Below are 11,147 nucleotides of genomic sequence, written 5' to 3' on the forward strand. Positions count from 1 at the left end.
GCCCCGGGCGGAGGGCCGGAAGGACACCTTCAGCCCGTGCTTGCGGGCGAGGCAGCCGACGACGGCCAGGCCGAGCCGCGTGCCGGAGAGAGTCGTCAGGTCCAGGGGCTCGGCGGAGACGGCGCGTTCGGCGCGCCGCAGGGCCACGTCGCTCATCACCAGACCGCTGTCCTCCACGGTCACGATGACGCCGACCGGCACCTCCTCCGCGTACACGTGGATCTCGGTGGTGGGCGGCGAGAAGTTCGCGGCGTTGTCGAGGAGTTCGGCCAGGGCGTGCATCACGCCCTCGGCGGCGTGCCCGGCGACGGCGACGTCGAGCGTGGAGTGCAGGCGCACCCGCTGGTATCCGCCGATGCGGCCCATGGCGCCGCGCAGGATGCTCTCCATCACGATCGGCTTGGCCCAGCGCCGCCCGGAGCGGGCGCCGGTCAGCACGGCGATGCTGTCGGCCAGCCGGCCCGCCTGGGCGGTGCGGTGGTCGAGGTGCAGCAGGTCCCCGAGCACGTTCTCGTCGCTGTGCCGGTGCTCCATCTCGCGCAGGTCCGCGAGCATGCTGGTGGTCAGCGCCTGCATCCGGCCGGCCGCGTTGGCGCAGGCGGCCATGGCGGCGGCCTTGCTCGCCTCGCCGTGCCCGACCTCGGAGACCAGGGTGTGCAGGACCTGGGCGGTGGCGTCGTCGTCCGGCGCGGGGACGGCCGCCAGCACCGCCTCGGCCGAGGCCCCGCCGCGCAGCCGCCGGACCGCGTCGGGCACGGTCTCGTCCGCGAACCGCTGGACGGCCGCCTCGCGCTCGGTCAGGGTCCGCCGCAGCCACCGGTACCGGGCGAAGCCCCAGGTCGCGGTCGTCACGGCCGCGCACACGACGACCGCCGTCGCGCCCGCGCCCCACGCGAGGGGGTCCTCGTACGATTCGGGCGCCGAGTAGACGGCGGCCAGCCAGCCCGCTCCTGTGGCAGCCAGGGAGATGAGGAGTGCCAGCAGTGCCTGCCGCACGGGCGGGCGTTCCGTCCTTCGGCGCGCCGGCGGAGTGTGCGCTGTCATCGTCGAGGACCTCGCGGACGGGAGGGGAGTGCTGTCAATCCCGAAACACTATAGGTGAGTTCCCGAACGCGCAGGCAAAGCCTGTTATAGGGATGAGTGTTCCTTCTGTGCATCTTCGTGCACAAGTGAATATTGTGACGGATGATCCCCAAGGTGCCACGATCGGCGCCGTGGCAGGCTGAGAGGATGGCTGTGGACGGGGACGAGGCGCGGGAACTGGCCGCCGGACTGGCCGCCGAGCTGAGCGCGGAGGTGCGCGGCGACGTCGCGTTCGACGCCGGGAGCCGGGCGCTGGTCACCATGGACGCCTCCAACTACCGGCGGGTCCCGCTCGGTGTCGTCGCGCCGCGCGACACGGACGACGTGGCGGCGGCGCTCGCCGTCTGCCGCGCCCACGGCGTGCCCGTGGTCCCGCGCGGCGGCGGCACCAGCATCGCCGGGCAGGCCACCGGCACCGGCGTCGTGCTGGACTTCACCCGCCACATGAACCGGGTCCTCGCCGTCGACCCCGACGCCCGCACCGCCGTCGTCCAGCCGGGCGTCGTCTGCGACACGCTGCGGGCCGCCGCCGTGCCGCACGGGCTGACGTTCGGGCCCGACCCGTCGACGCACGGCCGCTGCACCCTCGGCGGGATGATCGGCAACAACTCCTGCGGCGCCCACTCCGTCGCCTGGGGCACCACCGCCGACAACGTGCGCGCCCTCGACGTCCTCACCTACCGGGGCGAACGGGCCCGCCTCGGCTGCGGCACCGACAGCGGCGCGGGCGTCCCGGCCGCCGTGCGGGCGGCCGTCGAGGAGCTGGTCGCGGACCGGCTCGCGCTGCTGCGCACCGGCTTCCCCGACCTGCCGCGCCGCATCTCGGGGTACGCGCTGGACGAGCTGCTGCCGGAGAAGGGCCGGGACTGGGCCCGCGCGTTCACCGGCAGCGAGGGCACGCTCGGCGTGCTGACGCGGGCCACCGTGCGGCTCGTCCAGCCGCCGGCCGCGCGGGCGCTGGCCGTGCTCGGGTACCCGGACGAGAGCGCGGCGGCCGACGCGGCGGCCGGGCTGCTGCCGCACGGGCCGCTGACCGTCGAGGGGATGGCCGCCGACCTGGTGGGCCCGGCCGCCCTCGGCACCCTGCCGCCGGGCGGGGCCTGGCTGTTCGTGGAGACCGGCGGCGCGAGCGGCGACGAGGCCGGGGCGCGCGCCGCCGCGCTGGCCCGCGCGGCGGCCGGGGAGACCACGGGCCACGCGGTGGTCACGGACCCGGTGGCCCAACGGGCGCTGTGGCGCGTGCGCGAGGACGCCGCCGGGGTGGCGACGCGGCTGCGGGACGGCGGCGAGGCGTGGCCCGGGTGGGAGGACTGCGCGGTGCCGCCGGCCCGGCTCGGCGCGTATCTCCGGGAGTTCCGGGGGCTGTTGCGCGACCACGGGCTGCGCGGCACGCCCTACGGGCACTTCGGGGACGGCTGCGTCCACGTCCGCATCGACTTCGACCTGCTGACGGCCCAAGGCATCGCGCGGTTCCGGGAGTTCAGCCAGGACCTGGCCGGGCTCGTGGTCGCGCACGGCGGCTCGCTGTCCGGCGAGCACGGTGACGGGATGGCCCGCGCCGAGCTGCTGCCCCGCATGTACGGGGACGAACTCGTCGCCGCCTTCGGCCGGTTCAAGGACGTGTGGGACCCGGACGGCGGCCTCAACCCGGGGGTGCTGGCCCGCCCGGCCCGCCTCGACGAGAACCTGCGGTTCGCCGGGCTGCCGCGCGAGCCGGTGCCCGTCGCGTTCGCGTATCCGCACGACGGCGGCGACTTCGCGACGGCCGTGCGGCGCTGCGTCGGCGTCGCCAAGTGCCGTGAGACGGCGGCCGGGACGCAGGTCATGTGCCCGTCGTTCCGCGCCACCGGCGAGGAGCGGCACTCCACCCGGGGCCGCGCCCGGCTGCTGCACGAGATGCTGACCGGCGAGGTCGTCACGGACGGCTGGCGGTCGGCCGAGGTGCGCGACGCGCTCGACCTGTGCCTGTCCTGCAAGGGCTGCCGCAGCGACTGCCCGGTGGGTGTCGACATGGCGACCTACAAGGCGGAGTTCCTCCACCACCACTACGCCGGGCGCCGCCGCCCCGCCTCGCACTACGCGATGGGACGGCTGCCGCGCTGGCTGGAGCTGACCGCCGCGCTGCGCCTGGCGCCCGTCGCCAACGCGGCCCTGCGCGTCCCGCCGCTGGCCGCGCTCGCCAAGCGCCTCGGCGGCATCGCGCCCGAGCGGACCGTGCCGCCCCTCGCCCGGCAGCCGTTCACCCGCTGGTGGCGCGGCCGGAAGGAGACCGGCGGGGACGGCCGCCCGGTGGTGCTCTTCCCCGACACGTTCACCAACCACCTCTCCCCGGAGGCCGGTCGCGCCGCCGTCACCGTGCTGACCGCCGCCGGACTGCGGCCGGAGGTGCCGGGGGAGACGGTCTGCTGCGGGCTGACCTACGTCACCACCGGCCAGCTCGACCTGGCCCGCGCGGTGATGCGCCGCACGCTGGACCGGCTGCCGCCGGACCTGCCGGTCACCGTGCTGGAGCCGCCGTGCGCGGCGGCCCTGCGCACGGACCTCCCCGAGCTGCTGCCCGCCGACCCCCGCGCCCGCGAACTCGCCGCCCGCGTCCGGACGTTCGCGGAGACGCTGGAGGAGTACGCCCCCGGCTGGACCCCGCCGCGCGTCAGCCGCCCGGTGGCCGGGCAGACGCACTGCCACCAGCACGCGGTCCTCGGCGACGCCCCCGACCGCCGCCTGCGCGAACGGGCCGGTCTGACCGGCACGTTGTCCACCGGCTGCTGCGGCCTGGCGGGCAACTTCGGCTTCGAGAAGGGCCACTACGAGGTGTCGGTGACCTGCGCGGAGGACCAGCTCCTCCCGGCGATCCGCGCCGCCACCCCCGGGACGATCCTCCTGGCCGACGGCTACTCGTGCCGCACCCAGCTCACCCACCTCACCGGCACCCACCCCCAGCACCTGGCCGAAGTCCTGGCCGCCGCCCTGTGAGCAAGGCCCCCCGTCACCACGGCACACGCCGCGAACGCCCGCGCCGGCCCGGAACACCCGCGCGCCGCCCCGGCCGTCCGGCCCGGTCGCGGCGACGCGCACGCCGCCGGGGCGGCGCCCGCTGACCCGTCCCGCTCCGCACCTGTGCCGCGTCCCGGCACACGTCGGGGATCTTCCCGACCGCGTGCGGCCGGCGGACGGCCCGGCGTACGCCGTCGAGTCCTCCTGGATGCCCGCGCGTGGATCCGGCTGCCCTCACCGGCGGACGCGTACAGGTCGGGCGCCCAGCCCTCGGCCGGGCCCACCGCCCATGCCGCCGGGCACGCCGCCCCCGGGTCAGACCCGGAAGGTGATGACCTTCTCCGGGTGGACCGTCACGATCAGGCGGGTCTCGTCGGGGGACTCGGCGGGTGGGTCTTCGCCGAGGTATTTGTGCGAGAGGCGGTGCGGCAGTTCCTTCGCCGGGTCCTCGGTCAGCTCGGCCCGGCCGCGGATCTCCACCGAGTGGTAGGGGTTGGCCAGGTCGAAGACCGTCACGCTGACCCGGTCGTCCCGTTCCAGGTTCCGCGCCTTGCGCCGGTGCGCGGTCGTGGAGAAGCGCACGGTGTCGCCGTCCCGTTCGATCCACACCACGGATGTCTGCGGCGCGCCGTCCGGCTGGAGCGTCGCGACCGTCGCGAAGTTCTTCCCGTCCAGCAGCTCGCGCGTCTTCTCGTCCAGCGTCACCCTCATGTCCGGGCCAACGCGCCCGCCCCCGCGGATCTTCCCGCTCAGTCCGGCTCAGTCCCGCTCAGTCCGGCACCGTCAGCGTGCCCTTCGCCACGATCACCGTGTGGCCGCCGACCGACACCGACGTCAGGCGGCCGTTCTCCGTCACGGCCGTCGCCTCGATGCGGCTCGGGCGGCCCATCCGCACGCCCTGGTCGATCACCAGCGTGTGGTCGCCGTCCGCCCCGCCGGGCAGGCTCGCGACCAGTCCGGCGCACGCCGACCCCGTCGCCGGGTCCTCTTCGACGCCCGCGCCCGGCACGAACGCCCGCGCGTGGACCCGGCCGCCGGGCCGGAAGTCGCCGGCGAACACGTACAGGTCGGGCGCCCACCCCGCGGCCAGGCCCGCCGCCCACGCCGCCCGGTCCAGCGCCGCCCGGTCGACGGCCCCGGCGTCCCGCAGCCGCACGTAGCAGAAGCGCAGCCCGACCCCGCCGTACCAGCAGTCCACGATGTCGTCCTCCGCCACGGACAGCGCGCCCGCCACCGCGAGCGGCGCCGGGGCGTGGCCGGGCCGTTCGTACGGCGCCCTCAGCGTCAGCCGCGCGTGCGTGCCCGCCACGTCGACCGTGACGACCCCGACGCCCTCCTCCAGCAGCAGCCTCGGCCCGACCCCCGGCTCGGTCGCCGCGAGCACGGCGGCCGTGCCGACGGTCGGGTGCCCGGCGAACGGCAGCTCCGTCGTCGGCGTGAAGATCCGGACCTGCCGCGTGTGGCCCGGGTCCCGGGGCGGAAGGACGAACGTGGTCTCCGAGAAGTTGAACTCCCGGGCCAGCGCCTGCATCCGGTCCGCCGACAGGCCCCGGGCGTCGGGCAGGACGGCGAGCTGGTTCCCGCCGAAGGGCCGCTCGGTGAAGACGTCCGCGAGGTAGAAGGTGTAGTCCACGCGACCGCACCCTACGCGGCGCTCAGTCCGCGTACCCCTCCACCTCGCGCGGGTCGCGCGGCGGCGGGCCGACGTAGCGGGCCGAGGGGCGGATCAGGCGGCCGGTCCGCTTCTGCTCCAGGATGTGCGCCGACCACCCGGCCGTGCGGGCGCAGGTGAACATCGCGGTGAACATGTGCGCCGGGACCTCCGCGAAGTCGAGCATGATCGCCGCCCAGAACTCCACGTTCGTCGCCAGCACCCGGTCCGGGCGGCGCGCGCCCAGCTCCGCCAGCGCCGCCCGTTCCAGCGCCTCCGCGACCTCGAAGCGCGGCGCGCCCAGCTCCTTCGCCGTCCGCCGCAGCACCCGCGCCCGCGGGTCCTCGGCGCGGTAGACGCGGTGGCCGAAGCCCATCAGCCGCTCGCCCGCGTCCAGCTTGCGCTTGACGTACCCCTCGGCGTCGCCGGTCCGCTCGATCTCCTCGATCATGTGCAGCACGCGCGAGGGCGCGCCGCCGTGCAGCGGCCCGGACATCGCCCCGACCGCGCCCGACAGCGCCGCCGCCACGTCGGCGCCCGTGGAGGCGATGACGCGGGCGGTGAACGTCGAGGCGTTCATGCCGTGCTCGGCGGCCGACGTCCAGTACGCGTCGAGCGCCTTGACGTGCTGGGGATCGGGCTCGCCGCGCCAGCGGCGCAGGAACCGCTCGGTGACGGAGGTCGCCTTGTCGATCTCGCGCTGCGGCACCATCGGCAGGCCGGGGCCGCGGGCGGACTGGGCGACGAAGCTGAGCGCCAGCACGGCGGCGCGGGCCAGGTCCTCCCTGGCCTGCGCCACGTCGATGTCCAGCAGCGGTTTCAGGCCCCACACGGGCGCCAGCATGGCCAGCGCCGCCTGCACGTCGACCCGGACGTCGCCGGAGCGGATCGGGATGGGGAACGGCTCGGCCGGCGGCAGTCCGGGCGTGAACGCCCCGTCCACCAGCAGGCCCCACACCTTGCCGAACGACACGTGTCCGACCAGGTCCTCGATGTCCACGCCCCGGTATCTCAGGGCGCCGCCTTCACGGTCGGGTTCGGCGATCTCCGTCTCGAACGCCACGACCCCTTCGAGACCGGGGGAGAACTCGGACATCTGGCTGCTCCTTACGCCTTATGCACGGTAAGCACGGGTAAGCACGGTAAGTCTGGCCGTCACCTTAACTGCGGGTGTCCGCCGACCGCGGAGCGCGGGTCGGATATCCGGTGCGTCCGCCACCGTCAGCCGCATGTTGCAAGATATGGGCCGTGTCCCACGCCGAGAACTCCGATAACCTCCCCAGTCCCCAGCTCGATCCCGCCGCGATGCGCGCCCGCTACCGCGCCGCCGGGCTCGACGAGAAGTTCCTCGCCGCCGACCCCTTCGAGCAGTTCGAGCAGTGGTTCGCACACGCCGCCGAGAGCGGTCTCCACGAGCCGAACGCCATGGTGCTCTCGACCGCCGACGCCACCGCCCGGCCCAGCTCCCGCACGGTCCTGCTGAAGCAGTTCGACCGGCGGGGCTTCGTCTTCTTCACCAACTACGGCTCGCGCAAGGGCCGCGAGATCGACGCCAATCCGCACGTCTCGCTGCTCTTCCCCTGGCACGGCATCGCCCGCCAGGTGATCGTCGCCGGGAGCGCCCGGCGGACCGGGCGGGACGAGACGGTGGCGTACTTCAGGACCAGGCCGCACGGCTCGCAGCTCGGCGCGTGGGCGAGTGAGCAGTCCTCCAAGGTGGCCTCGCGCGCCCAGCTCGACCAGCTCTACGCGGAGCTGGCGGAGCGGTATCCGGAGGGCGAGGACGTGCCCGCGCCGCCGCAGTGGGGCGGGTACCGGGTGGTGCCGGAGACCGTCGAGTTCTGGCAGGGCCGGGAGAACCGGCTGCACGACCGGCTGCGCTACGTCCGCCAGGGGAAGGGCTGGATCGTGGAGCGGCTCTGCCCGTGAGACCCGTGAGACCCGTGGCCCCGCGAAGGGGCGAACGGGGCAGCCGGGGCGGACGGCGCAGAAAAGCGATCCGCGGGCCTTTGGTCCCCGACGGGGCGCTCGCGCGCCCGCCGGGGAGCCGGCCGGACGTCACCGGCGGCCCGCGGATCGGGTGACTGCTGGGAATTGGCCGACGGCGTCGCCGGCTCCACGTCTCGTGGGACGACGGCCGCTAGGCCGCAGCCACCTCACGCGTCCGGTTGTCACTCATTCGCCGAACCACCTCCCTTCTCGTGTACCCCGCACGTTAGGCGGCCCCCCGGGGGCACCACAACAGAATTTCCGGCGGGAACGAGATTTAACGAAACCCTATGTGACCGACGTCACCATGGAGTTGAATGGACCGGCGCAAGCGACCGGCGCTCTTCTCCGTGCAGGGGGTATCTGGTGACCTCACATCCCGAGACCACGTCCGACCATCGCGTCGCCGACAGCCGCTTACTGGCCACCCTGCTCGACGGCATGGAGTCGGCCCTCTTCGCCGTGGACACGTCGGGCCGCGTCACCCACTGGAACCGCCAGGCGGAGCGGCTGCTCGGCTGGTCGGCGGCGGAGGCCGTCGGTCGCGCCGGGCTCGACGGCTGGGCCGCGCGCGACGCCGACGCGGCCGACGTGCGGAATCGTCTCCTCTCCGTCCTCGACCCGGCCGCGCGCGCCGACCCGCGCCAGGTGCACGAGTTCGCGCTGATGCGCCGGGACGGCGGCCGGGTCCTGGTGCGGGCGCAGACGACGGCCGTCCTGGACGCCGAGGGCCGCGCCGCGGGGGTGTCCTGCGCGTTCGGTGAGGTGCACGCGCGGCTGGACCTGGAGCGGAACCTGGCGCTGAGCCACGCGCTGCTGTCGGACTCGGCGTGGGCGATGGTGATCGTCGACGCCGACATGCGCACGGTCGCGGTGAACGACCGGGCCGCGCGGGCGCTGGCGGTCACCCCGGTGGACATGCTGGGGGAGCCGCTGGCCGAGTTCTTCGGGGCCGGGCTGGAGGAGCTGGAGGGCGCCCTGGAGCAGACCCAGGTCGCGCAGGGGCCGAGCAGCCCGGTGGAGCTGTGGATCACGCTGCACGACGACGGGTCGCGGGAGGACCCGCTGGGCGACCGGCGCGGCGGGCTGCCGGGCGGGCCGCGCCGCTGCCTGCTCAGCGGCTTCCTGCGGCTGGGCTCGCCGCTGGCCGCCGACTCCGCGTCGGCGCCCGCGCCGCTCGGCGTGGCGTGGCTCTTCCAGGACATCACCGAGTGCCGGCGGGCGGCCCGCGACAAGGCGAGGCGTTCCTTCCGCGACAGCCAGCTCGCCCGCGCGACGCGGGCGGCGGCCGAGTGCGAGGACCCGCTGGACGCGGCCGTACTGCATCTGCATTACGCGCTGGCGGGCTTCGCGGAGTACGCGCTGCTGGACGTCGTGGGGAATTCGGGCCTGGTCCGGATCGCGGAGAGCCCCGGCGCGTTCTGCGGCACGTCGGCCACGCACGGCGTGACCGTGCGCTACCGGCCGGGCCACCCGGCGCTCCAGGCGCTGGAGCGCTGCGTCGCGGTGCGCGCGACCGGCGGGCTGGCGCGGCCCGGGTGGGCGGCGGAGCACCGGTGGCCGGAGGACGCGGGGCACGCGCTGTGCGTGGTGCTGCGCAGCCGGGGCCGCAGCCTGGGCGTGCTGACGTTCCTGCGCGGCACGGGCCGCCGCCCGTTCGACCGGGCCGACGTGGCGTACGCGGAGGACGTGGCGCTGCGCGTGGGCGCCGCGATCGACCTGGGGAACGTGGTCCCGGGCGTGTAGCCGCCCTACCGGCGCCAGAGGATGCGGTCGGCGTGCGCGGCGACGACCTTCTCGTTCCACTCGGCGCCGCCGTCCACGTTGGCCGAGCGCAGCAGCGGCGGTTCGGTGCCGCGCGCCGCCATGAGCCCGGCCGTCTCGGCGACGACGGCCTGGAGCAGCGCGCAGGCGACGACCGTGGAGGCGGGGGCGAACGGGGCGCCGATGTCCGCGCTGGTCAGCGTCGCGTCCCCGACCGGGACGCCGGTGTCGAGGACGACGTCGCAGTGGTCCTTCAGGAACGTGCCCGAGGGGTGGCGGGAGACGGTCCGCTCCGCGTAGGCGACGGATGTCACGCCGATCACGGCGAGCCCGCGCGCCCGGGCGTGCGCGGCCATCTCGACGGGCAGCGCGTTGCGCCCGGAGAGGGAGACGACGACCAGCAGGTCCCCGGCGGCGGCCGGGCTGCTGTCGAGGACGGCGGGGGCCAGGCCCGCGACACGTTCGAGGGCGCTGCCGAGGGTGGCCGGGAAGACGTCGACGCCGGTGGTGCCGGGCACGGCGAGCAGGTTGACCAGGGCCAGGCCGCCCGCCCGGTGGACCAGGTCCTGGGCGGGGAGCGCGGAGTGGCCCGCGCCGTGGGCGAAGAGCCTGCCGCCCGCCGCCACGGTGTCCGCGACGAGGGCGGCGGCCTCCGCGACGCGCGGCCCCTGCCGGTCCCTGGCGGCCCTCAGCAGGCCGATGGCCGCGTCGAGGAAGCGCGCGGCCGGGGTGGTCTCGGTCATCTCCACACGGTAATGGTCTGGACCAGGATGGGCCAGGGTGCGGACGGGGTGTGGACCGGGTGCGGACCGGGTCCGGACCGCTGCCGTGTCCCTGCGCGACCTTCTCGTCACCCGGAGCGGGAACGATTGTCACTGCCGTGCGTCAGAATTGGGTGCAGGGCCACCGCACGAGACATCGAGGGGCACTTATGTCCGGACTCATCGACACCACCGAGATGTACCTCCGCACCATTCTGGAGCTGGAGGAGGAAGGGGTGGTCCCGATGCGTGCCCGCATCGCGGAGCGGCTGGAGCAGAGCGGTCCGACCGTGAGCCAGACCGTCGCGCGGATGGAGCGGGACGGCCTGCTGAGCATCGCCGGGGACCGGCATCTGGAGCTGACGGACGAGGGGCGCCGGCTGGCGCAGCGGGTGATGCGCAAGCACCGCCTCGCGGAGTGTCTGCTGGTGGACGTGATCGGGCTGGAGTGGGAGCACGTCCACGCCGAGGCGTGCCGGTGGGAGCACGTCATGAGCGACGCGGTGGAGCGCCGCGTGCTCCAGTTGCTGAACCACCCGACCGAGTCCCCCTACGGGAACCCGATCCCGGGGCTGGCGGAGCTGGGCGAGGCGGGCACGACGGATCCGTTCATCGGGGAGGGCATGGTCGCCCTCACCGATCTGCGGGACACGGACGGCGGCAAGACAGTCATCGTCCGCCGCATCGGGGAGCCCATCCAGACGGACGCGCAGGTCATGCACACGCTGCGCCGGGCGGGCGTGCAGCCGGGGGCCTCGGTCAGCGTGACGACCGGCGCGGGCGGCGGCGTGCAGGTCGGCAGCGGCGGGGAGGCCGCCGAGCTGGCGCACCACATCGCGATGCACGTCTTCGTGGCGAAGGGCTGAATCGGGAGGGCCGGCCACGCGTGGCGGCAGGCCCACCAC

9 protein-coding genes are annotated in these 11,147 nt (G+C 75.1%); 4 read left to right on the forward strand and 5 right to left on the reverse strand.

The window, feature by feature from the left end; all coding sequences use genetic code 11:
• Positions 1-1,044: ATP-binding protein (locus ACSNOC_RS24970; RefSeq protein ID WP_436749825.1), on the reverse strand; the 1,044-nt coding region annotated here is incomplete at its 3' end.
• 186 nt (positions 1,045-1,230) lie between these two features.
• Here ACSNOC_RS24970 and ACSNOC_RS24975 point away from each other — a divergent pair.
• Positions 1,231-4,056: an FAD-binding and (Fe-S)-binding domain-containing protein gene (locus tag ACSNOC_RS24975; RefSeq protein WP_436749826.1), complete on the forward strand. Its 2,826-nt coding sequence runs from the start codon at positions 1,231-1,233 to the stop codon at positions 4,054-4,056.
• 336 nt (positions 4,057-4,392) lie between these two features.
• Here the strand turns inward: ACSNOC_RS24975 and ACSNOC_RS24980 are convergent, their stop codons facing one another.
• The 3 genes from ACSNOC_RS24980 to ACSNOC_RS24990 are packed head-to-tail and all read right to left on the reverse strand — an operon-like array spanning position 4,393 to position 6,824.
• A complete protein-coding gene (locus ACSNOC_RS24980) occupies positions 4,393-4,788 on the reverse strand; it encodes a PPOX class F420-dependent oxidoreductase (RefSeq protein WP_436749827.1) in 396 nt (131 codons plus the stop codon).
• Between the two features lie 58 nt (positions 4,789-4,846).
• Positions 4,847-5,710 (reverse strand): PhzF family phenazine biosynthesis protein, encoded by an 864-nt coding sequence (locus tag ACSNOC_RS24985; RefSeq protein ID WP_436749828.1) that lies wholly within the window; start codon positions 5,708-5,710, stop codon positions 4,847-4,849.
• Between the two features lie 22 nt (positions 5,711-5,732).
• Positions 5,733-6,824, reverse strand: coding sequence for a citrate synthase 2 (locus ACSNOC_RS24990; protein ID WP_436749829.1), 1,092 nt, complete (start codon positions 6,822-6,824; stop codon positions 5,733-5,735).
• Positions 6,825-7,033: 209 nt separating this feature from the next.
• Between ACSNOC_RS24990 and pdxH the strand changes: the two genes are divergently transcribed.
• Positions 7,034-7,657 (forward strand): pyridoxamine 5'-phosphate oxidase, encoded by a 624-nt coding sequence (gene pdxH / locus ACSNOC_RS24995; RefSeq protein WP_436749833.1) that lies wholly within the window; start codon positions 7,034-7,036, stop codon positions 7,655-7,657.
• 426 nt (positions 7,658-8,083) lie between these two features.
• The gene (locus tag ACSNOC_RS25000) at positions 8,084-9,463 is read left to right on the forward strand and encodes a PAS domain-containing protein (RefSeq protein WP_436749830.1); all 1,380 of its coding nucleotides are present in this window, start codon (positions 8,084-8,086) and stop codon (positions 9,461-9,463) included.
• 5 nt (positions 9,464-9,468) lie between these two features.
• On the opposite strand, the gene ACSNOC_RS25005 is transcribed toward ACSNOC_RS25000, so the two are convergent.
• Entirely contained in the window at positions 9,469-10,224 is a 756-nt protein-coding gene (locus tag ACSNOC_RS25005) for an SIS domain-containing protein (protein ID WP_436749831.1), read from the reverse strand.
• A 188-nt stretch (positions 10,225-10,412) separates the two neighbouring features.
• Here ACSNOC_RS25005 and ACSNOC_RS25010 point away from each other — a divergent pair, with 188 nt between their 5' ends.
• The gene (locus ACSNOC_RS25010) at positions 10,413-11,108 is read left to right on the forward strand and encodes a metal-dependent transcriptional regulator (RefSeq protein ID WP_436749832.1); all 696 of its coding nucleotides are present in this window, start codon (positions 10,413-10,415) and stop codon (positions 11,106-11,108) included.
• Positions 11,109-11,147: the final 39 nt, after the last annotated feature.

It is taken from the genome of Streptomyces sp. URMC 129 (genome assembly GCF_051386415.1).
Taxonomy (GTDB): domain Bacteria; phylum Actinomycetota; class Actinomycetes; order Streptomycetales; family Streptomycetaceae; genus Streptomyces.

Coding starts and splice junctions, on each gene's coding strand:
- ACSNOC_RS24990 (WP_436749829.1), bottom strand. CDS start 6,824: ATGTCCGAGTTCTCCCCCGGTCTCGAAGGGGTCGTGGCGTTCGAGACG.
- ACSNOC_RS25005 (WP_436749831.1), bottom strand. CDS start 10,224: ATGACCGAGACCACCCCGGCCGCGCGCTTCCTCGACGCGGCCATCGGC.
- ACSNOC_RS25010 (WP_436749832.1), top strand. CDS start 10,413: ATGTCCGGACTCATCGACACCACCGAGATGTACCTCCGCACCATTCTG.
- ACSNOC_RS24980 (WP_436749827.1), bottom strand. CDS start 4,788: ATGAGGGTGACGCTGGACGAGAAGACGCGCGAGCTGCTGGACGGGAAG.
- pdxH (WP_436749833.1), top strand. CDS start 7,034: ATGCGCGCCCGCTACCGCGCCGCCGGGCTCGACGAGAAGTTCCTCGCC.
- ACSNOC_RS24975 (WP_436749826.1), top strand. CDS start 1,231: ATGGCTGTGGACGGGGACGAGGCGCGGGAACTGGCCGCCGGACTGGCC.